A 22584-nucleotide genomic window follows, 5' to 3' on the forward strand; every position below is an offset into this window, starting at 1 on the left:
CATGCGCGAGCACGGTGGAAATCTCGATCAGGCCCAGCAGCGTTTCGGCGGTCGCGCGGAGGACTGGATCGATCTGTCGACCGGGATCAACCGCCTGCCTTATCCCGTGGGCGAGGTGAGCTCGCGCGCGTGGAGCGCGTTGCCGTCCCGCGGCGGAATCGAGGCGCTGCATCAGGCGGCGCGGCACGCTTATCGCACGAGCGCGGCGGTCGTTGCGCTTGGCGGCGCACAAGCTGCAATTCAACTGCTGCCGCAACTTGCGCCGCCCGGCCGCGCGCGCATCCTCGCGCCGACCTACAACGAATATGCGGGGGTCCTCTCGGCTGCGGGCTGGGAGGTCCAGGAGGTCGGGGAGCTCGACGCACTGGCGGGCGCGGACCTCGCCATTGTCGTCAATCCCAACAATCCCGACGGCCGATGCCACACACCAAGGGATTTGCTGTCACTGCTGCCGCGCGTCGGCCGTCTCGTCGTCGACGAGAGTTTTGCCGATGTGGCACCGCAGCTTTCGCTTGCATCCGAGGACCGGCCGGGGCTGCTGATTTTGCGCTCCTTTGGAAAGTTTTACGGCCTTGCCGGCCTGCGGCTCGGCTTCGCGCTCGGCAATTCCTCCGACATCGCCAGGCTCGCATCGATGTCGGGGCCTTGGCCGGTCTCGGGACCGGCGATCGCGATCGGTTGCCGCGCTCTGCATGACGATGCCTGGGCCGAGGCCACGTCCGCGCGGCTGGCGCGAGACTGCGTTCGCCTCGACGGCATGGTGCGGTCGCAAGGCTGGACGCTCGTTGGCGGCACGCAGCTGTTTCGTCTCTACGAGACGCCTGACGCGCTTGCGGCGCAGGAGAGACTGGCGCGTCGCCATATCTGGTCGCGCGTGTTCGCGCGAGAGCCGACATGGCTGCGCCTCGGGCTTCCGGGCGGCGACTCCGAATGGACCCGCCTGGCCGAGGCGCTAGCGCGCTAGCGCGAGCAGGCCGTCGACGTCGAGATGTTGCTCGATGTGATCGGCAAGCGCATCGAGCGCACTCTCGACCCTGGCGTGATAGGGCTCGTTGCCTGCGGGAATGTCGAGCTTCGCCAAGAACGCCTTGCGGAAATCATCCGACGTGAACAGGCCGTGCAGATAGCTGCCCTGCACGCGTCCGTCGCGTGAGATCGCGCCTTCCAGTTCGCCGTTCAGCCTTGCGAATGGCCGCGTGCGATCCGGCCCATCGGTGCGGCCGATGTGGATTTCGTAGGCCTCGATCGGCTGATCCGTCGCGGCATGCACGGCCGCGACACGCGTCAGCGTCTTCTGCGGGGTCATCACCGTCTCGACGTCCAGAAGTCCGAGACCCGGTGTATCGCCCGCGGGTCCCTCGATCCCCTCGGGATCAGTGACGCTTCGTCCGAGCATCTGATAGCCACCGCAGAGGCCGAGCACATGGCCGCCTCTGCGGTAATGAGCCAGGAGATCGATGTCCCAGCCCTGCGCGCGCAGAAAGGCGAGGTCGCCGCGGGTGGATTTCGAACCGGGAATGATGACGAGGCGCACATCGCCGGGAATTGCCTCGCCCGGCCGCACCATCACGAGATCGACGCCAGGCTCGAGCTTGAGCGGATCGAGATCGTCGAAATTGGCGATCCGCGACAGCGCGAGACAGGCGATCTTGCATTGGCCCGGCTTGCGCGCATCGCTCAGGCCCAGCGCATCCTCAGCCGGCAGCTCGCCGGCGCGCGCGAACCAGGGCAGCACGCCGAAGCCGCGCCATGCGGTCTTTTCTTCGATCAGCTTATAGCCGTCGTCGAACAGCGTGGGATCGCCGCGGAACTTGTTGATGACAAATCCCTGGATCATCGCGGCATCATCCGGGTCGATCACCGTCTTGATGCCGACGAGTTGCGCGATGACACCGCCGCGGTCGATGTCGCCGACCAGCACGACCGGCACGCCAGCCTTGCGCGCAAAACCCATATTGGCGATGTCGGCCTTGCGCAGGTTCACCTCGGCCGGACCGCCGGCGCCTTCCACTAGCACGAGATCGGCGCGCGCCTTCAGCCGTTCGAAGCTCTCCAGCACCGCACCCATCAATGACGGCTTCATCGCCGCATATTCACGCGCACGCGCGGTCGCGATGCGCTTTCCTTGCACGATCACCTGCGCGCCGACATCGGTCTCGGGCTTGAGCAGCACCGGGTTCATGTCGGTGTGCGGCTCGACGCCGGCGGCGAGCGCCTGGAGCGCCTGGGCGCGGCCGATCTCGCCGCCGTCGACCGTGACGGCAGCATTGTTCGACATGTTCTGCGGCTTGAACGGGAGCACGCGCAGGCCGCGTCGCACAAAGGCGCGCGCGAGGCCGGCGACGATGAGCGACTTGCCCACGTCCGAGCCGGCCCCCTGGATCATCAATGCGCGCGCCATCGCGAGTTTCTTAGAACTCGACGCCGGCTTGCGCCTTGATGCCGGAGCGGAAGGGATGCTTGATCAGCGTCATCTCGGTGACGAGATCGGCGATCTCGATCAGCTCGTCCTTGGCGTTGCGCCCGGTGAGCACGACATGCGTCATCGGTGGCTTCGAGGTCACCAGGAAATCGACAACTTCGGCGATGTCGAGATAATCGTAGCGCAGCGCGATGTTGATCTCGTCGAGCACGACCATGCGGAGATTCTGGTCGAGGATCAGTTCCTTGGCCTTTTCCCAGCCGGCGCGCGCGGCTGCGATATCGCGGGCGCGGTCCTGCGTCTCCCAGGTAAAACCCTCGCCCATGGCGTGGAATTGGCAGAGGTCGCCGAAATGACCGGTGAGCATGCGGCGCTCGCCGGTGTCCCAGGCGCCCTTGATGAACTGCACGACCGCGCAGGGGAAGCCATGGGCGACGCAGCGGACGATCATGCCGAAGGCCGAGGACGACTTGCCCTTGCCGGCGCCGGTGTGGACGATGATGAGGCCCTTTTCGCCGCTCTTGGTCGCCATGATCTTGTCGCGGGCGACCTTCTTCTTCGCCATTTTCGAGGCGTGACGGGCGTCGGTTTCGTCGGCCGTCTGGGTATCCGGTTCTGACGTCATCGGACGGGGTCCTTCGGCTTGACAAGAGGCGGTCGGGGGCAAATGGTGACCCGGCGTTGGTTCCTGTCCTACGACAGGCGAAGAGGGAATGCGATAGGGTCCGAATCGGCAAGATTTGGTTCCAAAATGCAGCCGCCCCCGCGACCGTGACCGGAGAGATGCCCGAAGCCACTGACCCCTAGGGGATCGGGAAGGCGGGGATCGAAGGGGAAACCCTGCTCCGGAAGCCGGGAGACCTGCCAGCGCGGACGATTTTGGACCGGCGGACGGGGTGTTCCGCGACGGGGAAACGGGCCTTCGCAAGAACGGTTCGTGGGCCTCATCGCTTCCCGCTGTTTATTCTGGAAGAAGCGATGACCGTCACACTTCATGTCTGCATCACCTGCCGCGCCGGCCAGACGCTTGGCGAGGGCGAGACGACGCCGGGCAAGCGCCTCCATGGTGCGATCCTCGAGGCCGGCGTGCCCGACGGCGTCAGCGTGGTTCCCGTCGAATGCCTGTCTGCGTGCAACCAGGGTTGCTCGGTCGCGCTCAGCGCGCCCGGCCGCTGGTCCTATGTTTATGGCCGTCTGTCGGATGCGAATGCGAGCGACGTGGTCGCGGGCGCCGCGGCCTATGCGGCCGCGCCCGACGGCCTCGTGCCCTGGCGCAGCCGCCCGGAGATCTTCCGCAAGCAATCGCTTGCCCGCATTCCCCCCATTCCCACCTTGGCCGTCGTACCGGAGGCCGCCGAATGAATTCGCTCGCAAAAGTCCCGGTCACGGTCGTCACGGGCTTTCTCGGCTCCGGCAAGACCACGCTGATCCAGCATCTGCTTGCCAATGCCAACGGCAAGAAGCTCGCGGTGCTCGTCAACGAGTTCGGCAGCGAGGGCGTCGATGGCGAGATTCTGAAATCCTGCGCCGATGCGAATTGCCCGGAAGAGAACATCATCGAGCTCGCCAATGGCTGCATCTGCTGCACCGTCGCCGACGATTTCATTCCGACCATGGAGAAGCTGCTGTCGCGCCCGGTGCGCCCCGATCATATCCTGATCGAGACCTCGGGCCTGGCGCTGCCCAAGCCGCTGCTGAAGGCGTTCGACTGGCCGGAGATCCGTTCGCGGATCACGGTCGATGGTGTGATCGCGCTCGCCGACGCCGAAGCTGTCGCCGCCGGCCGTTTCGCGCCCGATCCTGACGCCGTCGAGGCGCAGCGTGCGGCGGACGAGAATCTCGACCATGAGACGCCGCTGTCGGAAGTGTTCGAGGACCAGATCGCCTGCGCCGACATCGTGCTGCTGACCAAGGCGGATCTTGCGGGCGCGGCAGGGCTCGAAGCCGCCAAGGCGGCGATCACCGCCGAGATGTCGCGTCGTGTGCCGATGCTGGCGATCACCGACGGTGCGATCGATGTGCGCCTCATCCTCGGCCTCGGTGCTGCCGCCGAGAACGATCTCGCCGCGCGTCCCTCGCATCACGACGGCGAGGAGGATCATGAGCACGACGATTTTGCGTCGGTCGTGATCGATCTTCCCGAGGTCACCGATATCGACGCGCTGGTTGCATCCGTTCAGCGGCTGGCGCGCGAGCAGAATGTGCTGCGCGTCAAGGGTTACATCGCGATGGAAGGCAAGCCGATGCGCCTCTTGCTGCAAGCGGTCGGCGAGCGCGTGCGCCACCAGTTCGACAAGCCCTGGGGCGCGGGTGTGAGGCGATCAAAGCTCGTCGTGATCGGCGAGCACGGAAATATTGATGAAGCCGCGATCAAGGCGGGACTCGGTCTTTCAGGATCTGGTATCTGATGCACGTCGTCTTCCGCGAGAGCCGCGGTCTCGAGGAGACCGCGATACCAAGGGACATCGGCCAGGACCCGGCCGATCTCGTGGTGCTCTCGTATTCGGATTCCGATCTAGCGGCGTTCGCGGCCGGTTGGCGCCGTGGTCGCGACAGCCTGCCGTCGCTACGCCTCGTCAATCTCGCCGAACTGCGTCATCCGCTCTCGGTCGACACCTATATCGAGCGCACGCTGGCGCAGGCGCGCGGCATCCTCGTGCGTCTGATCGGGGGGGAATCCTATTGGTCATATGGGCTCGCGGCCCTGCAGCAACTGGCGAGGGAGCGCGGCATCGTGCTGGCCGTGCTGCCGGCTGACGGCCGCGACGACACGCGGCTGGATGCGTATTCGACCCTGCCGGTCTCGACGCTGCGGCGGCTCAAGGTGCTCTGCGACACCGGCGGGCCCGTCGCGGCGCAAGCCGCGATCGCGCAGCTTGCGTTGGCTTCGGGCCTCTATGCGGGGCCAGTTATCGGCGAGATGACCGTGCCCGAGATGGGCTTTTACGATCCCGCGCGCGGCGTCATTGCCGCGCCGGCGTCGGGTGAGGGCAGGCCGCGAGCGCTCGTGGCCTTCTATCGCTCCTATCTCACCGCTGCCGACACTGGCCCGGTCGATGCCCTGATCGCCGCACTGCGCGAGAAGGGGTTCGACGCGCTTGGTGTGTTCGTCACCTCGCTGAAGGCCCCGGGCGTTGCGGATTGGTTGCGCACGTATCTCGCGCAAAATCCTCCGGCCGCCATCGTCAATGCGACGGCGTTCTCGGCGATGGGCGACGACGGCACGATGCCGTTCGATGCCGCATCCTGCCCGGTGTTCCAGGTCGCGCTCTCCACGGCACGGCGCGAGGATTGGGCCGGCTCGCTCCGCGGCCTGTCGCCCGGCGACCTCGCGATGCATGTGGTGCTGCCCGAGGTCGACGGCCGCCTGTTTGCGGGCGTGGTGAGCTTCAAATCGGCCGCGATGCGCGATCCCGATCTGCAATTCTCGCATCTGGCACACAGGCCCGACGAGGAGCGCGTGAAGGCCGTCGCCGCGCGCGTTGCGGCCTGGCGGCGCCTTTCAGAGAAGCCAGCCGCCGACAAGCGGATGGCACTCGTGCTCTCCAACTATCCGGGCCGTCCGCATCAGATTGCGCATGCGGTGGGACTCGATGCGCTGGCCTCGGTCGAAGCCATGGTGTCCGACCTCGCGGAGGCTGGCTTCGATGTCGATCCGGTCCATGCGCTCGGTGAGACGCTGCTCAAGCGGACCTTGAGCTGGAGCGTTGTCGATTACCGCGCTGCGCTCCTGCACCTTCCGCAAGTCTTGCAGGATGATCTCGCGCAAGCCTGGGGCGCGCCGGAGACCGATCCGGGTTGTCGCGATGGCGCGTTCCATTTTGCCGCGATTCAGTGCGGCCGCTCGATCATCGCGGTTCAGCCGGAGCGTGGCGATGCGACGACGCGCGATGTCGACTATCACGATCTCGCCCGCACGCCGCGCCATGCCTATGTCGCGTTCTATCTCTGGCTCCGAGCGCAGGGCTGTGATGCCGTCGTGCACATGGGCGCGCACGGCACGCTGGAATGGCTGCCCGGAAAATCCGTGGCGCTATCGCAGGCGTGCTGGCCGGAAGCCCTGATTGGCGATTTGCCCGTCATCTATCCCTTCATCGTCAACGATCCCGGCGAAGCCGCGCAGGCCAAGCGGCGCCTGGGCGCCGTCACGATCGGCCATCTGCCGCCGCAGCTCGCAGCATCAGCGGTGCCGGACGGGCTGCGCAGGCTCGAACAGCTCCTCGACGAGTACTCGACGGCCGATGGCCTCGACCCCGCCCGCCGCCAGCGTCTGATCGCCGCGATCCGCGACGAGGCACGCGCGGCTGGCCTCGAAGACGATCTTGGCCTCGATGCAGCGGCCGCGCCGGCCGAAGCGATCCCCCGGATCGACCGCTTCGTCTGCGATCTCAAGGAAAGCCAGTTCGGCGACGGCCTGCACGTGTTCGGCCGCGGCGCCTGCGGTGAAGCGGAACGCGACGCGTTGGGGGCCGCGCTTGCAGGACGGCGCGTCGCGCCGGGGCCGTCAGGCTCACCGTATCGCGGCCGTCAGGACGTGCTGCCGACCGGGCGCAATCTCTTTGCCGTCGATCCGCGCGCGGTGCCGACGCCGTCCGCGCATGCGCAAGGCATCAAGCTCGCGGAAGAATTGCTCCGTCGTCATCTGCAGGATCATGGCGACTGGCCGAAGGGCCTTGTCGTCGATCTCTGGGGCTCGGCGACGATGCGCACCGCGGGCGAGGAGTTTGCCATGGCGCTGCATCTGGCCGGCCTCGCACCGCGCTGGGATCATGCTTCCGGCCGTGTGACCGGCTACGACATCATCGCGCCTGCCGAGCTTGGCCGGCCCCGCATCGACGTCACGCTGCGTGTCTCGGGCCTGTTTCGCGACGTCTTCTCAGGCCTCGCGCAATTGTTCGAGGCGGCAGCCGAGGCGCTGTCGGCGCGCGAGGACGAGGGCGATGACAATCCATATCGCCATCGCACATCGCGCGTGTTCGCGCCGCGTCCCGGACAATACGGCGTGGGTCTCTCGGCAATCCCGGACGCCTTCACGCCCGAGACGCGCGACGCCGCCGGCGAAGCGTGGCTCTCGGCATCGTCATGGGCGTTCTCGGCCGATGGCGAGATCAAGCCCGATCGTGCCGGCATCGAGAAGCGGCTCGCATCCGCCGATGCTTTCGTGCACGTGCAGGATCTGCCTGAAACCGATCTTCTGCTCGCGGCCGACTATGCTGCGCATGAGGCCGGCATTGCGGCCGCCGCAGCACATCTCGGTGCGGCAGGGCCATCGCTCTATCATCTCGACGCGACGCGCCCCGAGCAGCCGCACGCGCGTACGCTGACCGAGGAAATCTCCCGTGTCGTCCGCGCGCGCGCGGCCAACCCGGCCTGGATCGCGGGCATGATGCGCCACGGTTTTCGCGGGGCGGCCGAGATCACCGCAACGCTCGAGCACATGGCCGCCTTCGCGCATCTGGCCGGCGCCGTGCCGCCGCATCTGTTCGACCTCTATTACGATGCGACGCTCGGCAGTGAGGACGTCCGCGCTTTCATGGGCCGCGAGAATCCGGCGGCACTGGCGGCGATGGAGACGTGTTTCACGCGCCTGCATGAGGCCTCGCTCTGGCGTACGCGCCGCAATTCGATTGCGGCTGCGCTGCGGGAGGCGTCATGAGCGCTTCCGTGGTCAAGGGCTGGTGTCCCGGCGCGCTGCGCCCGATGCAATCCGGCGACGGGCTGGTGGTCCGCGTGCGTCCGTTCGGCGGCCGGCTCGAAGCTGCCCAGATCTCCGGACTGGCCCATCTCGCCGAACGCCATGGCAACGGCCTGATCGACGTGACCAGCCGCGCCAATCTCCAGATCAGGGGCGTCAACGAGACCAGCCACAGGCTGCTGCTCGACGGCCTTTCGCAACTGGCGCTGCTCGACCCGGATGCTGACACCGAATCCCGTCGCAACATCCTTGTGACGCCGTTCTGGCGTGCGGGGGACGCGACCCAATCGCTCGCCGCCGAGCTCGAGGAGGCGCTCGCTGACAGCAAGCTCGAACTTCCAACCAAGTTCGGCTTCGCCATCGATGACGGCACCTCACGCGTGCTTGCGGGCGATTCCGCCGACGTGCGGATCGAGCGCGATCGTTCCGGCGGCCTGCTGGTGCGGGCTGATGGCGACAAACTTGGCCGCTCCGTCGCGCGTGGCGAGGCCGTGACCACCGCGCTCGCATTCGCCGACTGGTTCGTGACCTCAGGCGGCGCCAGAGGGGGGCGAGGGCGGATGGCGGCGCATCTTTCAGCCGGTGCAATCTTGCCGGCGGCATTGCGCGGCGAGGCCGAGCCGGCGCCGATCATGGCCACGGCGCGTCCCGGCCTCTATGCGCAAGGTGCGATGGTCGGGGTCGCCTTCGGGCAGATGGCGCATGCGACGCTCAACCAGTTCGCCGGTTGCGGGCATGCGCTGCGCATGACGCCATGGCGGATGGTTTTGAGCGAAGGCAAGCGCGCCATGCCGAACGTGACCGGTCTTATCACCGAGGCCTACGATCCCGCACTGCGCGTCATCGCCTGCAGCGGCGCGCCACGCTGTCGCGAGGCGCATGCCGATACGCGTGGCCTTGCCGCGGCCCTGGCCCCGAACATCGGCGCGGCCGCACGGCTCCACGTCTCCGGCTGTGCCAAAGGCTGCGCCCATTCCGGTCCCGCCGCCATCACTCTGGTCGCGACCGGCGCCGGCTTCGACCTCGTGCGCGCCGGGTCGACACGCGATGAGCCCATCCTGCGTGGGCTGAACCGCGACGACATTGTCCGAGATCCCTCCATCCTGATGGGAGGGCACTGATGCCGCACTCGTACGAGACCGACGGCGCGGCGATCTACCGGCAATCCTTTGCGACCATCCGGGCTGAAGCCGATCTTGCGCGCTTCACGCCGGACGAGGAGCAGGTGGTGGTGCGGATGATCCATGCCGCCGGCATGGTCGGCCTCGAAGCGCATATCCGCTTCACATCAGGCATGGCGGTCGCGGCGCGCGCGGCCTTGCAGAAGGGCGCACCGATCCTGTGCGACGCGCGCATGGTCTCCGAAGGAATTACGCGCGCGCGGCTTCCCGCGGCCAACGCCGTCATCTGCACGCTGGGCGACGAGACCGTTCCCGCGCTCGCGCAGTCCATGCGCAACACTCGTTCGGCTGCTGCCCTGGAGCTATGGCGCCCACATCTCGACGGCGCGATCGTAGCGATCGGCAACGCGCCGACCGCGCTGTTTCACCTCCTCAACATGCTGGAGGACCGGGACTGCCCGCGGCCTGCGGCGATCATCGGCTGTCCCGTCGGCTTTGTCGGCGCGGCCGAATCCAAGGCTGCGCTGATGGCCGATCCGAAGGTCGCCGCGTTGACGGTCGAGGGCCGCCTCGGCGGTTCCGCGATCACGGTCGCCGCCGTGAACGCGCTGGCGAGCCGGAGCGAATAGCGATGGGACGCATCATCTGCTGCGGTCTCGGCCCCGGCGATCCCGATATGATGAGCGTGCGCGCCGATCGCACGGTGCGCGGCGCCAGGCATGTCGCCTATTTTCGCAAGAAGGGTCGGCCCGGCCAGGCGCGCCGCATCGTCGAGGGCATGTTGGCTACCGACGTCACCGAATATCCCATGGAATATCCTGTTACGACCGAGATCGCCTTCGACACGCCTGAATATGTCCAGCTGCTTGCCGGCTTCTACGACGAATGGTCGGAACGTCTGGCGCGGCTGGCGCGCGCAGTCGACTTGGTCGTGCTCTGCGAGGGCGATCCCTACTTCTACGGCTCTTTCATGCATCTGCACGCGCGCCTGCAGGGCCGCGTCAAGATCGAGGTGATCGCCGGCATTCCCGGCATGGTCGGCTGCTGGAATGGCGTGGGACAGCCGATCGCGCTCGGTGATGACGTGACGACGGTGCTCATGGGCACGCTCGCCGAGGCCGAGCTCGAACGCCGCATGCGCGATTCCGATGCGCTCGTGATCATGAAGACCGGGCGCAATCTCGCAAAGGTGCGCCGTGCGCTCGCGTCCGCCGGACGGCTGGACGACGCGTGGCTGGTCGAGCGCGGCACCATGCCGGGCGAACGCGTGGTGCGGCTCGCGGATATCGATGCTGCCGATTGTCCCTATTTCGCGATCGTGCTCGTGCACGGCAAGGGCCGGCATCCGGACGCCGCCGAATGACGGGCACGCTGACCATCGCGGGACTTGGGCCGGGCAGCGATGCGCTGGTGACGCCCGAAGTCTCCGCCGCGCTTGCCGCCGCGACCGACATTCTGGGCTACGCACCCTATGTCGCGCGTGTGCCGCCGCGACGGGGACTCAAGCTGCATCCCTCCGACAATCGCGAAGAATTACAGCGCGCGAGCGAGGCGTTGCGGCTCGCGGCCGAAGGCGGGCAAGTCGTCATCGTGTCCTCCGGCGACCCCGGTGTCTTCGCGATGGCCTCCGCCGTGTTCGAGGCGCTCGAACAGGCGCCGCAATGGCGGGAGCTGCCGATCCGTGTGCTGCCCGGCATCACCGCGATGCTGGCGGCCGCCGCGCGCGCCGGCGCGCCGCTCGGCCATGATTTCTGTGCGATCAATCTCTCCGACAATCTCAAGCCGTGGGCGGTGATCGAGAAGCGCCTGCGGCTCGCCGCGGAAGCCGATTTTGCCATTGCGATGTATAATCCGCGCTCGGCGAGCCGGCCGGAAGGATTTGGCCGTGCGCTCGCAGTGCTGAACGAGGCCGGCTGTGGCGAGCGCCTCGTGATCTTCGCGCGCGCGATCAGCGCCGCCGATGAAAGGATCGAGACCGTCAGGCTGAACGAAGCGACACCCGAAATGGCCGACATGCGCACGCTGGTGATCGTCGGCAACTCGCAGACACGCCGCGTCGGCCGCTGGGTCTATGCGCCGAGGCAGGTGCGATGACCGAGCCGCTGCATGATCTCGGCCACGCTCTCGACCCGCAATCGTTCCGGCAGTTGCGGTCGCGCGATCATGATCACGGGCAGGCCGAGCACCCGCGCAGCGTCGATCTTGGCGCGCGCGCCGTCGCCGCCCGAATTGCGGGCAACGATCCGGGTGATGCCTCGCGCCCGCATCATCTCCAGCTCGCCCTCAAGCGTGAACGGCCCGCGCGACACGATGACGTCCGCGGCAAAGGGGAGCGGCGCTTCGGGCGGATCGACGAATCTCAGCGTGTAGGCGTGCTGCGGCTTTGTCGCGAAAGGTGCGATGTGCTGGCGGCCGATGGCGAGGAACACATTTGCCGCCGCCTCCGGCAGTGCGGCGACCGCGGCGTTGACATCAAATATTTCGATCCAGTCGTCGCCGGGCGCTTTGGTCCAGGGCGCACGTTCGAGAGCGATCAGCGGCGTGCCAGTTTCCGCGCATGCCGCGACCGCATTGCGGCTCATCTCGGCGGCAAAGGGATGCGTCGCATCGACCACATGCGTGATGTCTTCGCGTCGGATGTAATCGGCAAGACCGCTGACGCCACCAAAACCGCCGATGCGGGTCGGCAGCGGCTGACCGGCGGGCGCACGTGTGCGGCCGCCGTAGGAATACACGGCGTCGATGCCGGCGCGCGCGATCTCCGTCGCGAGCAGGCTCGCGTCGGCCGTTCCGCCCAAAATGAGGGCGCGTGTCATGGCTGATCCCTGGCTGACCATCATCGGTATCGGCGAAGATGGCCTTGCCGGGCTGTCCGAAGCAAGCCGAAAGGCGCTCGATGATGCTGAAACTGTCTTTGGCGGTGAACGGCATCTTGCACTGGCCGGTGTAACCGGGTGCGGCCGTCCATGGCCGGTGCCATTCGATGCAGATGTCGTGCTGAGCTGCCGCGGCCGTCCGACTGCGGTGCTCGCCTCCGGCGATCCGTTCTGGTTTGGCGCCGGCGCGAGCCTTGCCGAGAAGCTCCATGGCGACGAATGGATCGCGCATCCGGCTCCCTCGACATTCTCGCTCGCCGCCGCGCGACTAGGCTGGCGCCTTGAAGCGATTGCCTGTCTTGGTCTCCATGCCGCGCCATTCGAGCGCCTCGTGCCACATCTGGCGCACGGTGCACGCATCATTTGCCTCGTGCGCGACGCGAAGGCGGCCGGCGATCTCGCGAAATGGCTGACGGCGCGCGGATGGGGTGCCTCGGCATTCTGGACGCTCACCGCGCTTGGCGGGCCGCGCGAAAGTATCGACGCGCATCGCGCCGATAGCTTCGCAGACCGTCTTGCCGGAACTCTGGTCGCGGTGGCCGTGGAGGCGAGAGGAGCGCAGGGCCTTCCCCGCAGCTCGGGACTATCGGACGAACTCTTCGTCCATGACGGCCAGATCACTAAGCGTCCGGTCCGTGCGCTTGCGCTCTCGGCGCTGGCGCCGCGTCCCGGTGAACGGCTGTGGGACATTGGTGCTGGCTCCGGCTCGATCTCGGTCGAGTGGGCGCTGAGCGGCGGGACGGCGATCGCCGTCGAGGCGCGCGAGGATCGCGCCGCGAACATTCGCAACAACGCAGCGGCGTTCGGGTTGGCGCATCGGATCACAGTCATCGCGGGAAAGGCGCCTGAAGCCCTTGCTGCGCTGGACGGGCCTGACGCCGTGTTTATCGGCGGCGGGCTCGACATCGCGATGTTCGACGCCGTCTGGTCGCGGCTCGCATCCGGAACGCGATTGGTTGCCCATGCAGTGACGCTGGAGACGGAAGCGCTGCTGGGTGAGCTGCACCAGCGCCACGGCGGCGACTTGATCCGGGTCGAGCTTGCGCATGCCACTCCGCTCGGCCGCTACCGGTCCTGGGAGGCGGTGCGGCCCGTGGTGCAATGGAGTGCGGTCCGATGAAGGTCGCCGGGCTCGGATTCAAAAAGGATGTCACGCTGGCCTCGCTGCATGAGGCGCTTCTGGCGGCCGGCGGTCCCGAGGGCCTCGCAGCATTGGCAACGGTCAGCGACAGGGCCGACGCGGAGGTGTTGAAGCAGCTCGCGCGCGAATGCGGCGTGCCGATCAAGGCGGTCGCCGCCGAAATGCTGGCCGGCATCGACACGCCGACCCAATCAAAACTCGTTGCCGAAAAATTCGGGACGGGATCGGTCGCCGAAGCGGCGGCTCTCGCGGTGGCTGGACCTCGCGCGCGATTGATTGCGACGCGGGTGGTCTCGCAGGATCGCACCGCGACCGCGGCGATCGCGGAGGGAGACGGCGCATGACGGTGCATTTCATCGGGGCAGGGCCGGGCGCCCCTGACTTGCTGACATTGCGCGGCCGCGACCTGATCGCCGTCTGTCCGGTTTGCCTCTATGCCGGCTCGCTGGTGCCCGAAGGCGTGCTGGCGCATTGCCCGCCCGGTGCGCGGATCGTCAACACCGCGCCGCTGTCGCTCGAGGAGATCGTCGCGGAGATCGCCGCCGCACATGCTGATGGCAAGGACGTTGCGCGGCTGCATTCCGGTGATCTCTCGATCTGGTCGGCGATGGGTGAGCAGCTTCGCCGCCTGCGCACGCTCGACATTCCCTACACGGTGACGCCTGGTGTTCCCTCCTTCTCGGCCGCCGCGGCTGCGCTGGAGGCCGAGCTGACGCTGCCCGGCCTTGCCCAGACGGTGATTTTGACGCGCACGCCGGGCCGCGCCAGCGCGATGCCGGAAGGCGAGAACCTCGCCGCCTTCGCCGCCACCGGCGCGGTGCTCGCCATCCATCTGTCGATCCATCTGCTCGACAAGGTCGTCGCCGAGCTGACGCCGCATTACGGCGCGGATTGCCCGGTCGCGATTGTCTGGCGTGCGAGCTGGCCCGACCAGCGCATCGTCCGCGCCACGCTCGCAACACTCGACGCTGCTGTCGGCAGCGAGATGGAGCGCACCGCATTGATCCTGGTGGGCAAGACGCTGGGCTCGGCGGATTTCTCCGAGAGCCGTCTCTATGCCGCCGATTACGACCGCCGCTACCGGCCGGTCGGCGCCGAGCCGCGCTTTCCGGAGGTGTCGTGATGGCAGCAGGGCTCGTCATCTCCGCCCCGGCCTCCGGCGTCGGCAAGACGACGCTGACGCTGGCGCTCGCCCGCGCCTGGCGCAACAGCGGATTGCGGGTGCAGTGCTTCAAGAGCGGCCCCGATTACATCGATCCCGCGTTTCATGCAGCCGCTACGGGACGCGCCTCGGTCAACGTCGACAGCTGGGCGATGGATCGCGGGACAATCTCGCATCTCGTCAGCCGCGGCATTGACGCCGATGTCGTGCTGGCCGAAGGCTCGATGGGTCTGTTCGACGGCGTCGCCGCGCGCGGCGTCTGCGGCACCGGAGCGACCGCCGACATTGCAGAGATGCTGGACTGGCCGGTGCTGCTGGTGATCGATCCCTCGGGACAGGCACAGACGGCGGCGGCGATCGCCGCAGGCCTTCGCGATTACCGCGCGGGTGTTCGCCTCGCAGGCGTCGTGCTCAATCGCGTTGCGAGTCCACGCCACGAAGCCCTCGTGCGCCGTGCGCTGCTGGATGTCGGCATCGCCGTGTTCGGTGCGCTGCCGCGACACGCCGAGATCAGCCTGCCGAAGCGACATCTCGGGCTGGTGCAGGCCGAGGAGCAGGCGGAAATCGGCAAGCTGATCGACGAGGCTGCGCGCTTTGTCGCCGAGCATGTCGATCTCGACGCAGTGCTGCGTTCGGCCGCCACCTGGTCCCCGCAACCTGCCGCGAGCGGCGTCAACGTGACGCCGCCCGGTCAGCGCATTGCGTTGGCCCGTGACGCCGCGTTCTCCTTCGTCTATCCGCATATGCTGGAAGCGTGGCGCGCGGCGGGTGCGGAGATATCGACATTCTCGCCGCTGGCTGATGAGGACCCTGATCCGGGCGCCGATGTGTGCTGGCTGCCGGGCGGCTATCCCGAGCTGCACGCCGGCAAGATCGCGGCCAATGCGCGCTTCCGCAGCGGATTGCGCGCATTCGCCGAAACGCGCCCGGTGCACGGGGAGTGCGGAGGCTATATGGTGCTGGGCACCGCTTTGACCGACGCCGACGGCATCAGCCACGAGATGACGGGCCTGCTCGGCCTGGAAACAAGCTTTGCCAAGCGCCGCATGCATCTGGGCTATCGCCTCGCCGAGCTCACAGCGCCGATGCCGGGGCATCGGGCGGGTGCACGCCTGCGTGGCCATGAATTCCACTATTCGACGATCCTCGCGCAGCCCGACACGCCGCTGGCGGTCGTGCACGACGCGACAGGCGCCGTCATCGCCGAGACCGGCTCGCGCCGGGGACAAGCCACCGGCGCGTTCTTCCATCTGATCGCGGAGGACCGGTGAGCGGTTTTGTCTCCTTCGTCTCCGCCGGCCCCGGCGATCCCGAGCTCCTCACGCTCAAGGGAGCCGCGCGCCTGCGCGAGGCCGACGTCGTGCTCTATGACGATCTTGCTTCGGGCGCGATCCTCGATCTGGCCCGGCCCGGCGCCAATCTCGTCGCGGTGGGGAAGCGGGCGGGACGGCCCTCGACCAAGCAGCACCATGTCAACCGCTTGCTGGTCGACTATGCCGTAACGGGCGCGCGCGTGGTGCGGTTGAAGTCGGGCGATGCTGGCATCTTTGGCCGGCTCGAGGAGGAGCTCGAGACGCTGCGCGAAGCGGGCATCGGCTTCGAGATCATTCCCGGCGTCACCTCGGCCTGTGTCGCCGCCGCGCAAGCCGGCATTCCGCTGACCCGGCGTCACACCTCCCGCCGCGTGCAGTTCGTGACCGGGGCGGACGTCACCGGCGAGCTGCCGCCAGATCTCAATTGGGTGGCGCTGGCCGATCCGGAGGCGACGACCGTGGTCTATATGGGCCGGCGGACGTTCCCGGCGCTTGTCGTCAAATTGATCGAGCACGGCCTCTCCCCAACCACTCCGGCGGTGTTTGCCGAATCGCTCGGCCGTCCCGATGAGCGGTTGGTCCGCACCACCATTTCGGAACTTGCCGAGCAACTTGCGCGGGGCGGGGCGGCCTCGACGGCGGCCGTGATCCTGTTCGGCGCGCTGGCGGGGGATTATCCGTCATGACCGCCTCGTCCGCCCTTCGCCCCTTGACGCCCGGCCGGCGAAAGGGGCACACAGGAGAGGCATGGTGCTCGACGCGGCGCAAAGCGCCGGAGCATAATCGGGAATGGGGATGGGCGGACCCAGTTGCGGCGCTCAAAACCCCAGCCGCCCCCGCGACTGTAAGCGGTGAGGGACTTCGATCAGCCACTGGGCCGCAAGGCCCGGGAAGGCCGGAGACTCCCAGTGAACCGCGAGCCAGGAGACCGGCCGTGCACGTTTTGAGGCCAAGGCCGTCGGGTGTGACGGCAAGAAGGATCTGAGCCATGCATATCGAACCCGGACTAGTCTCGGACGCCAAGCTCGTGCTGAGTTACGCAACCGGCATCGCCGTCGGCGGTGTTGCCTTGAAGCTCGCGGTCGAGACCGTGCGCGAGCAGGGCATCACGTCGTTCGCGGCGCGGACGCTCGCCACCACGGGACTCGTGTTTATCTTCTTCGAGATCCTGCCGCACTTCCCCGTCGGCGTCTCCGAGGTGCACTTCATCCTCGGCTCGACCTTGTTCCTGCTGTTTGGCGCTGCGCCTGCGGCCTTCGGCCTCGCGTTCGGCCTGCTGTTCCAGGGCATCTTCTTCGAGCCGCCCGACCTGCCGCAATATGGCATGAACGTCACCACGCTGCTGGTGCCGCTGTTCGGGATCCAGGCGATCGCCACGCGGATCATTGCGCGCAACACGGCCTATGTCGATCTGAAGTATCGCCAGGCGCTGGCGCTTTCGACGACCTATCAGGCGGGCGTCATCGCCTGGGTGGCGTTCTGGGCGGTCTATGGCGCCGGTTTTGGCGCGACCAACCTCGTCAACATCGCGACCTTCGCGGCGTCCTATGCGCTGGTCATCGTGATCGAGCCGCTCGCCGATCTCGGCGTGCTGGCGCTGGCGAAGTCGTTGCGCGGCGTCACCGCGCCCGGCCTCGTCACCCCGCGTTTGCACAACGCGGCTTAAGTGACAAGCGAACGGGCGGCCGTCATGGCCGCCCTTCGCAGGCACGATGCTCACGCTCTCCCTGATAGGCATCGGTTGCGGCGATCCCGAGCAGCTCACGCGCGCCGCGATTACTGCCATCAACGCGGCTGATCTCGTCCTGATCCCGCGCAAGGGGACGGCCAAGTCCGATCTCGCCGATCTCAGGCGGACGATCTGCGCCGATGTGCTCGCCAGCGACACGACGCGCATTGCCGAGTTCGATCTGCCCGTCCGCGACGCCGCTGAAGCGGACTATCGCAAGGGCGTGGACGATTGGCACGATGCCGTGGCCGCTGCCTGGTCGCAGACGATCGCAGATCATCTCGAAGGCGAGGGCAATGTCGCAATATTGATCTGGGGCGATCCCTCGCTTTATGATTCCTCGCTGCGCATCGCGCGGCGGCTCGATCCCTTGCCTGACATCAGGGTCGTTCCCGGCATCACCTCGATCCAGGCGCTGTGCGCGGCGCATGCGCTGCCGCTCAACGATATCGGCGAGCCATTTCTGGTCACGACCGGCCGTCGCTTGCGCGATGGCGGCTGGCCGCAAGGTGTCGATACAGTGGTGGTGATGCTCGACGGCGGCACGGCGTTCCAGTCGCTTGATCCGGAAGGCCTGCACATCTGGTGGGGCGCCTATCTCGGCATGGCCGATCAGATCGTCATGTCCGGCGCGCTGGCCGAGATCGGCCCGCGTATCGTCGCGGTGCGGCAAGAGGCGCGCGAACGGCACGGCTGGATCATGGACAGTTACATCCTCAAGCGCAGGCCGTGAGGCAAGCGAGGCAGCATGCTCCCCGAATGGATCACCCAACAATGCCCTGATATTTCGGCAGTCCATCGCGACGCGGCGGTGGCGCGACAGGCGCAACTGACGAAACCGACCGGCGCGCTCGGCCGGCTCGAGCAGCTCGCGATTGAGCTTGCGGGCCTGCAAGCAACCGAGCAACCGCGCGCGGCCCGGGTTCCGATCATCATCTTCGCCGGCGATCACGGCATCGTCGCGCAGGGCGTCTCGGCCTATCCGCAAGAAGTGACCATCGCGATGCTGGCGAATTTCGCCTCCGGCGGTGCCGCGATCTCGGTGCTGGCGCGTGAGCTGGGCTCCAGCCTGGAGGTCGTCGACGCCGGCACGCTGGCGCAGGAGGAGATGGCTGGAATCGTGACCGACAAGCCGCGCAGCGGCACGCGCGATTTCAGCGTCGAAGCTGCGCTCACCTCCACAGAGCTGGCATTCGCCTTCGAATCCGGCCGACGTGCGGTGACGCGCGCGCAGGCCGGGCAGCCCGATCTTCTGATCTTCGGCGAGATGGGCATCGGCAACACCACGACATCGGCGGCGATCGCGGCCGCCTTGCTCGGCGTGAGCGCGGAAGAGATCGCGGGCAGCGGCACCGGCATCGACGCGGCCGGCCGTGTGCACAAGGCGCGGGTGATCGACGCCGCGATCGCACGTCATGGCATTACGGGCGCGTCGCCCGAAAAGATCCTGTGCGCCGTCGGCGGCCTCGAGATTGCGGCCATCTGCGGTGCCATTATCGCGGCTGCACAGGGCCGCATCCCCGTGTTGATCGACGGCTTCATCGTATCGGTCGCGGCACTTGCTGCGGCGCGGTTGAATCCCTCGTGCCAGCCGTTCCTGCTGGCATCGCATCAGTCCGCCGAGCAGGGGCATCGGCTGGTGCTTCGCGCGCTGAATGTGCAGCCGCTGATCAGCCTCGATCTCAGGCTCGGCGAAGGATCGGGGGCGGCCATCGCGCTGCCGCTGGTGCGGTCGGCCTGTGCGCTCCACAACGGGATGGCGACCTTTGCGCAGGCCAATGTGCCTGATCGTCCGGCCTGATCAAATCGTCCGCTGATTGACCGAGACGATGCGCCAGCCGGTCGAGAGCCGGTCGATCCGAGTCAGCGACAGCGGATCGATCACAAAGCGCAGGGCCGCTTTTGGCGTCAGATCCAGCGCGATGCACAGCGCCGCACGGATCGTGCCGGAATGCACGACGAGCGTTGCGGCCCCGCTGCTGATCTTCGACAAACCCAGCCGCACCCGCGCGACCTGATCCTCAAAGCTTTCGCCGCCCGGCGGCCGTGCGCGCGCCGGATCGCTCCAGAACCGTGCATAGGCCTCGCCACCAGTCGCGGCGAGCTCGTCATGCCGACGACCGGTCCAGTCGCCAAAATTCTGCTCGCTGAATTCGTCCAGCTGCAGCGGCTCGAGCCCCAGCGCGTGGGCCGTTTCGACCGTGCGACGCGACGGGCTCGCATAGCTCGCGGCGTCCTGCGCCAGACGCTGCCGCAGCGCCCCCAGCTGCGCGCGATCGCCGAGATCGGCCGGTGCGTCGGCCGCATGGATCGTCCCCGTGACGCCATCGACGGGCGCGTGCCGTATCAGCCAGAGGAAGGTCTCGCCTTCCATGCTTATCTCCGAGGAAGTTGGTCGTTGTGGCAATAACGCCGCAACTGGCACATTGACTCTGTCTTGATCGTAATCCTAGATGCTCGCGACGGTTTCCCCGAGAGGGGATGAAAAGGGAATGCGGTGCGGGGACATTGTCCCCAATGCCGTGGCTGCCCCCGCAACTGTAAGCGGCGAATCTTGCGTCACGAGCCACTGGGTATCTCGGTCCCGGGAAGGCGACGCAAGGTAGTGACCCGCGAGCCAGGAGACCTGCCGTCAGCCGTGGTCACACGCGAAGATGTCGGTCGGGGAGTACAGACATTCGGCTTCATCGGAAGGCTTATAAGCCGGAAGATGGGACCTTGGTTCGCTGTGACGTGCCACTGACGTCATACCGAGGTCCAAGACCGTGTCTCCTGTTCGCATTGTACGACCGCGTGCGTTCCTGCTCGCATCCGCCGCGCTCACATCCCTTGCCGCGCTTGATCCTCCCGGCGCACTGGCGCAGCAGGCCCGCGAACCTCTGCCGCCGGTCGAGGTGACGCCGGCCCAATCCCGCAAGCAGGCCAGGCCGGCCGGCCGAGAAGCGCAGGGCCCACGCCGCGCAGCTGCGCGCCGGCCGGCGGCTGCATCTGTAGCGCCCAAGCCCGTCGTGCCGACCGCGGCAGCACAGACGCCGCTCAACACCAATGCAGTCGCCGAAAGCGCCTCTCGCCTCGGCCTGACCGTGCGCGAAACGCCCGCGACCGTGGAGGTGATCTCGGCCGCAACCATGCGCGAGCAGGGCTACCGCACCGTGTCCGACGTCGCGCAGGGAGCGGTTGGCGTCACAGCCGGCGACAATCCGGCCGAGCCTTCGGCTTTCTCGATGCGCGGTTTCACCAACAGCCAAATCAACACGCTCTACAACGGCATCAAGATCGGTCCGCAGAACATGACCTCGCGGATCACCGACACGGCCAATCTGGAAGCTGTCGAATTCCTGAAGGGTCCGGCGTCACTGATGTCGGGCGAGGGCGCCGCCGGCGGCGCGATCAACTTCGTCACCAAGCAGCCGCACACCGGTCCGATCCGGAACGAGGCGGATTTCTCCTGGGATTCGCTGAACTCGTTCCGCGCGCATTACGGCTCGGGCGGCAGCACCAATGTGCAGGGGCTGGACTACCGTTTCGACGTCAGCCGTTCCTCGCTCAACGGCTTTGCCGACGACACCAACACGAAGACGCTCGATGTGTCGGGCCAGCTCAACTATCGCATCTCCGATAGCCTCAAGGTCTGGGGCGCGATCGAGTACCGCGAGGATCGCTCGAAAGCCTATTGGGGCGCGCCGCTGGTGCCGATTGCCTTCAGCGGCTCGCATGCGACGACGGGGATCGTGTCCGGCAATTACATCTCGAACTACAACAAAACCAATCTCGGTGCGGTCACGATCGATGACCGCACCTTCAACACCAACTACAACGTCCTCGACAACAGGAACGTCGCGCAGGAGGTCTGGTTGCGCGGCGGTTTCGAGCTGAAGCTCGCGCCAGACCTGACGCTGAAGAGTCAGGCCTATGGCTACGGCGCGGAGCGCACGTGGTTCAACAATGAGGTCGAGGCGTTCAATTCCGGTACCAACATGGTGGATCGCGAGCGTTTCTACGTCGCGCACAGCCAACGCTTGGTCGGCAACGTCACCGACTTGATCTGGGATGCGAATATCGCCGGCCTTGACAACCGTTTGGTCACGACGCTGTCCTCAAGCTACCTTGATTTCGTGAGGCCGGGCGCCGCAAATTTCCCTGGCGATTCCGTTCCGCTGGTCGATCCGCCTCGCGGCTACTACGGCCTGCTCACTATTCAGCAGCAGACTGCGCGCATCGATAATGAGGCGCTGTCATTCGAGGACCGGCTGAAGCTCACGCGCAGCTTCGCGCTGGTTGGCGGCCTGCGCGTCGAGCATATCGGGCTCGACCGTAATTCGACCGACAAGTTCGGTCTGGAGAAGGCGAACTTCCCGTTCTCGCAATCCTGGGCGCCGACCACGGGCCGTATCGGCTACACGTGGGAAGCGGTTCCGGGCCTGACCTTCTTCAGCCAATATGCGACCGGCGCCGACATCGCGGCCAACAACATCTTCCTGCTCAATCCGACCGATCCGCTCAACCTGACCACCGCGCGCACCTACGAGACTGGTGTCAAGCACCTGTTCTGGGACAACCGGGCGGAGTGGTCGTTCTCGGCCTACGACATCCTGCGCAAGAACGTCTATGCCGCGGCAGGCGGCATGCAGCTCAACCTGGCCGGACGGCAGGAGTCGAAGGGCGTCGAGCTGGCCGCCTCGGTGCGTCCGATCGAGCCTCTGCGTCTCTGGGGCAACATCGCCTATGTCGATGCGCGCTACGCCGACTACAATTTTGTCGGCGGCTCGTTCTCCGGCAACACGCCGCCGAACGTGCCACGCGTCGTCGCCAATGCCGGCGCGTCATACCGGTTCTTCACGCCCTGGGCGGTCGAGTTCGGTATCACCGGCCGCCATGTCGGCGACCGCTACAACACCGATGCCAACACCGTGACGCTGAAAGCCTACACTGTTGCGGACGTCTACGCTTTCGTCGACATCCCCAAGACCGTGTTCAACGCCGTCGAGCAGGCCCGCCTGACCTTCCGGGTGCGCAACATCGCCGACAAGCGTTACGCGATCTGGGGCGATCCATTCTATCCCGACCAGATCCTGCTGGGCGCGCCGCGCACCTACGAGATCTCGGCCGCGTTCAAATGGTAGGA

Annotated in this window: 21 protein-coding genes and 3 riboswitches; of the genes, 17 read left to right on the forward strand and 4 right to left on the reverse strand. The window is 66.9% G+C overall.

Going from position 1 to position 22584, the window contains the following annotated elements:
* Position 1: 1 nt before the first annotated feature.
* Positions 2–964 (forward strand): threonine-phosphate decarboxylase CobD, encoded by a 963-nt coding sequence (gene cobD / locus ABIB91_RS19525; protein ID WP_354164600.1) that lies wholly within the window; start codon positions 2–4, stop codon positions 962–964.
* On the opposite strand, the gene ABIB91_RS19530 is transcribed toward cobD, so the two are convergent.
* Both ABIB91_RS19530 and cobO read right to left on the reverse strand, forming a co-directional pair.
* On the reverse strand, positions 953–2401 hold the full coding sequence (locus tag ABIB91_RS19530; RefSeq protein WP_354164603.1) for a cobyric acid synthase: 1449 nt from the start codon (positions 2399–2401) through the stop codon (positions 953–955). The genes cobD and ABIB91_RS19530 overlap by 12 nt on opposite strands.
* Positions 2402–2411: 10 nt before the next feature.
* A complete protein-coding gene (gene cobO, locus ABIB91_RS19535) occupies positions 2412–3047 on the reverse strand; it encodes a cob(I)yrinic acid a,c-diamide adenosyltransferase (protein ID WP_007593167.1) in 636 nt (211 codons plus the stop codon).
* Positions 3048–3087: 40 nt separating this feature from the next.
* Positions 3088–3305, forward strand: a riboswitch (cobalamin riboswitch).
* A gap of 95 nt (positions 3306–3400) precedes the next feature.
* Between cobO and ABIB91_RS19540 the strand changes: the two genes are divergently transcribed.
* From ABIB91_RS19540 to cobJ, 7 genes are read left to right on the forward strand one after another with little or no spacing between them, the layout of a single operon-like run.
* On the forward strand, positions 3401–3784 hold the full coding sequence (locus ABIB91_RS19540) for a DUF1636 family protein (RefSeq protein ID WP_354127539.1): 384 nt from the start codon (positions 3401–3403) through the stop codon (positions 3782–3784).
* Entirely contained in the window at positions 3781–4830 is a 1050-nt protein-coding gene (gene cobW, locus ABIB91_RS19545) for a cobalamin biosynthesis protein CobW (RefSeq protein WP_354164607.1), read from the forward strand. The genes ABIB91_RS19540 and cobW overlap by 4 nt, the downstream gene beginning before the upstream one ends.
* Complete coding sequence (gene cobN / locus ABIB91_RS19550; protein WP_354164610.1) at positions 4830–8078, forward strand: cobaltochelatase subunit CobN; 3249 nt, start codon at positions 4830–4832, stop codon at positions 8076–8078. The genes cobW and cobN overlap by 1 nt, the downstream gene beginning before the upstream one ends.
* On the forward strand, positions 8075–9238 hold the full coding sequence (cobG, locus tag ABIB91_RS19555; protein ID WP_354164613.1) for a precorrin-3B synthase: 1164 nt from the start codon (positions 8075–8077) through the stop codon (positions 9236–9238). Before cobN ends, cobG begins: the two co-directional genes overlap by 4 nt.
* Positions 9238–9867 (forward strand): precorrin-8X methylmutase, encoded by a 630-nt coding sequence (locus ABIB91_RS19560; RefSeq protein ID WP_007593162.1) that lies wholly within the window; start codon positions 9238–9240, stop codon positions 9865–9867. Before cobG ends, ABIB91_RS19560 begins: the two co-directional genes overlap by 1 nt.
* A 2-nt stretch (positions 9868–9869) precedes the next feature.
* Positions 9870–10601 carry a precorrin-2 C(20)-methyltransferase gene (locus ABIB91_RS19565; RefSeq protein ID WP_354164616.1) on the forward strand — a complete coding sequence of 244 codons (732 nt, stop codon included), beginning with the start codon at positions 9870–9872 and terminating at the stop codon, positions 10599–10601.
* Positions 10598–11332 carry a precorrin-3B C(17)-methyltransferase gene (cobJ, locus tag ABIB91_RS19570; RefSeq protein ID WP_354164619.1) on the forward strand — a complete coding sequence of 245 codons (735 nt, stop codon included), beginning with the start codon at positions 10598–10600 and terminating at the stop codon, positions 11330–11332. Before ABIB91_RS19565 ends, cobJ begins: the two co-directional genes overlap by 4 nt.
* Here the strand turns inward: cobJ and ABIB91_RS19575 are convergent.
* Positions 11308–12054, reverse strand: a complete 747-nt coding sequence (locus tag ABIB91_RS19575; protein WP_354164622.1) for a cobalt-precorrin-6A reductase — start codon at positions 12052–12054, stop codon at positions 11308–11310. The two genes, cobJ and ABIB91_RS19575, sit on opposite strands and share 25 nt — an antisense overlap.
* On the opposite strand from ABIB91_RS19575, the gene ABIB91_RS19580 reads away from it, so the two are divergent.
* The 8 genes from ABIB91_RS19580 to cobT all read left to right on the forward strand — a co-directional run bounded on the left by ABIB91_RS19580 (position 12053) and on the right by cobT (position 19260).
* Complete coding sequence (locus ABIB91_RS19580) at positions 12053–13234, forward strand: bifunctional cobalt-precorrin-7 (C(5))-methyltransferase/cobalt-precorrin-6B (C(15))-methyltransferase (protein WP_007593154.1); 1182 nt, start codon at positions 12053–12055, stop codon at positions 13232–13234. The genes ABIB91_RS19575 and ABIB91_RS19580 overlap by 2 nt on opposite strands.
* Positions 13231–13599 carry a cobalamin biosynthesis protein gene (locus ABIB91_RS19585; protein WP_007593152.1) on the forward strand — a complete coding sequence of 123 codons (369 nt, stop codon included), beginning with the start codon at positions 13231–13233 and terminating at the stop codon, positions 13597–13599. Before ABIB91_RS19580 ends, ABIB91_RS19585 begins: the two co-directional genes overlap by 4 nt.
* Complete coding sequence (gene cobM, locus ABIB91_RS19590; protein ID WP_007593150.1) at positions 13596–14378, forward strand: precorrin-4 C(11)-methyltransferase; 783 nt, start codon at positions 13596–13598, stop codon at positions 14376–14378. Before ABIB91_RS19585 ends, cobM begins: the two co-directional genes overlap by 4 nt.
* Complete coding sequence (locus ABIB91_RS19595) at positions 14378–15688, forward strand: cobyrinic acid a,c-diamide synthase CobB (protein ID WP_007593148.1); 1311 nt, start codon at positions 14378–14380, stop codon at positions 15686–15688. Before cobM ends, ABIB91_RS19595 begins: the two co-directional genes overlap by 1 nt.
* The gene (gene cobA, locus ABIB91_RS19600) at positions 15685–16416 is read left to right on the forward strand and encodes a uroporphyrinogen-III C-methyltransferase (RefSeq protein ID WP_007593145.1); all 732 of its coding nucleotides are present in this window, start codon (positions 15685–15687) and stop codon (positions 16414–16416) included. The genes ABIB91_RS19595 and cobA overlap by 4 nt, the downstream gene beginning before the upstream one ends.
* Before the next feature lie 45 nt (positions 16417–16461).
* A riboswitch (cobalamin riboswitch) is annotated at positions 16462–16681 on the forward strand.
* A gap of 37 nt (positions 16682–16718) precedes the next feature.
* The gene (locus ABIB91_RS19605; RefSeq protein WP_007593143.1) at positions 16719–17396 is read left to right on the forward strand and encodes an energy-coupling factor ABC transporter permease; all 678 of its coding nucleotides are present in this window, start codon (positions 16719–16721) and stop codon (positions 17394–17396) included.
* A gap of 46 nt (positions 17397–17442) precedes the next feature.
* Positions 17443–18192 carry a precorrin-6A synthase (deacetylating) gene (gene cobF, locus ABIB91_RS19610; protein ID WP_007593141.1) on the forward strand — a complete coding sequence of 250 codons (750 nt, stop codon included), beginning with the start codon at positions 17443–17445 and terminating at the stop codon, positions 18190–18192.
* 15 nt (positions 18193–18207) lie between these two features.
* Complete coding sequence (cobT, locus tag ABIB91_RS19615; RefSeq protein ID WP_007593139.1) at positions 18208–19260, forward strand: nicotinate-nucleotide--dimethylbenzimidazole phosphoribosyltransferase; 1053 nt, start codon at positions 18208–18210, stop codon at positions 19258–19260.
* Here the strand turns inward: cobT and ABIB91_RS19620 are convergent, their stop codons facing one another.
* The gene (locus tag ABIB91_RS19620; protein WP_007593134.1) at positions 19261–19833 is read right to left on the reverse strand and encodes a histidine phosphatase family protein; all 573 of its coding nucleotides are present in this window, start codon (positions 19831–19833) and stop codon (positions 19261–19263) included.
* Positions 19834–19905: 72 nt separating this feature from the next.
* Positions 19906–20107, forward strand: a riboswitch (cobalamin riboswitch).
* A 117-nt stretch (positions 20108–20224) separates the two neighbouring features.
* On the opposite strand from ABIB91_RS19620, the gene ABIB91_RS19625 reads away from it, so the two are divergent.
* Positions 20225–22582 (forward strand): TonB-dependent receptor, encoded by a 2358-nt coding sequence (locus ABIB91_RS19625; protein ID WP_354164631.1) that lies wholly within the window; start codon positions 20225–20227, stop codon positions 22580–22582.
* Positions 22583–22584 lie beyond the last annotated feature (2 nt).

Origin of the sequence: Bradyrhizobium sp. JR4.3, from assembly GCF_040547695.1 — a bacterium.
Classification (GTDB): Bacteria; Pseudomonadota; Alphaproteobacteria; order Rhizobiales; family Xanthobacteraceae; genus Bradyrhizobium; species Bradyrhizobium canariense.

Excerpts from the sequence above, each read along its gene's own strand:
- cobD (WP_354164600.1), top strand. The coding sequence starts at position 2 with ATGCGCGAGCACGGTGGAAATCTCGATCAGGCCCAGCAGCGTTTCGGC.
- ABIB91_RS19530 (WP_354164603.1), bottom strand. The coding sequence starts at position 2,401 with ATGGCGCGCGCATTGATGATCCAGGGGGCCGGCTCGGACGTGGGCAAG.
- cobO (WP_007593167.1), bottom strand. The coding sequence starts at position 3,047 with ATGACGTCAGAACCGGATACCCAGACGGCCGACGAAACCGACGCCCGT.
- ABIB91_RS19540 (WP_354127539.1), top strand. The coding sequence starts at position 3,401 with ATGACCGTCACACTTCATGTCTGCATCACCTGCCGCGCCGGCCAGACG.
- cobW (WP_354164607.1), top strand. The coding sequence starts at position 3,781 with ATGAATTCGCTCGCAAAAGTCCCGGTCACGGTCGTCACGGGCTTTCTC.
- cobN (WP_354164610.1), top strand. The coding sequence starts at position 4,830 with ATGCACGTCGTCTTCCGCGAGAGCCGCGGTCTCGAGGAGACCGCGATA.
- cobG (WP_354164613.1), top strand. The coding sequence starts at position 8,075 with ATGAGCGCTTCCGTGGTCAAGGGCTGGTGTCCCGGCGCGCTGCGCCCG.
- ABIB91_RS19560 (WP_007593162.1), top strand. The coding sequence starts at position 9,238 with ATGCCGCACTCGTACGAGACCGACGGCGCGGCGATCTACCGGCAATCC.
- ABIB91_RS19565 (WP_354164616.1), top strand. The coding sequence starts at position 9,870 with ATGGGACGCATCATCTGCTGCGGTCTCGGCCCCGGCGATCCCGATATG.
- cobJ (WP_354164619.1), top strand. The coding sequence starts at position 10,598 with ATGACGGGCACGCTGACCATCGCGGGACTTGGGCCGGGCAGCGATGCG.
- ABIB91_RS19580 (WP_007593154.1), top strand. The coding sequence starts at position 12,053 with ATGGCTGATCCCTGGCTGACCATCATCGGTATCGGCGAAGATGGCCTT.
- ABIB91_RS19575 (WP_354164622.1), bottom strand. The coding sequence starts at position 12,054 with ATGACACGCGCCCTCATTTTGGGCGGAACGGCCGACGCGAGCCTGCTC.
- ABIB91_RS19585 (WP_007593152.1), top strand. The coding sequence starts at position 13,231 with ATGAAGGTCGCCGGGCTCGGATTCAAAAAGGATGTCACGCTGGCCTCG.
- cobM (WP_007593150.1), top strand. The coding sequence starts at position 13,596 with ATGACGGTGCATTTCATCGGGGCAGGGCCGGGCGCCCCTGACTTGCTG.
- ABIB91_RS19595 (WP_007593148.1), top strand. The coding sequence starts at position 14,378 with ATGGCAGCAGGGCTCGTCATCTCCGCCCCGGCCTCCGGCGTCGGCAAG.
- ABIB91_RS19605 (WP_007593143.1), top strand. The coding sequence starts at position 16,719 with ATGCATATCGAACCCGGACTAGTCTCGGACGCCAAGCTCGTGCTGAGT.
- cobF (WP_007593141.1), top strand. The coding sequence starts at position 17,443 with ATGCTCACGCTCTCCCTGATAGGCATCGGTTGCGGCGATCCCGAGCAG.
- cobT (WP_007593139.1), top strand. The coding sequence starts at position 18,208 with ATGCTCCCCGAATGGATCACCCAACAATGCCCTGATATTTCGGCAGTC.
- ABIB91_RS19620 (WP_007593134.1), bottom strand. The coding sequence starts at position 19,833 with ATGGAAGGCGAGACCTTCCTCTGGCTGATACGGCACGCGCCCGTCGAT.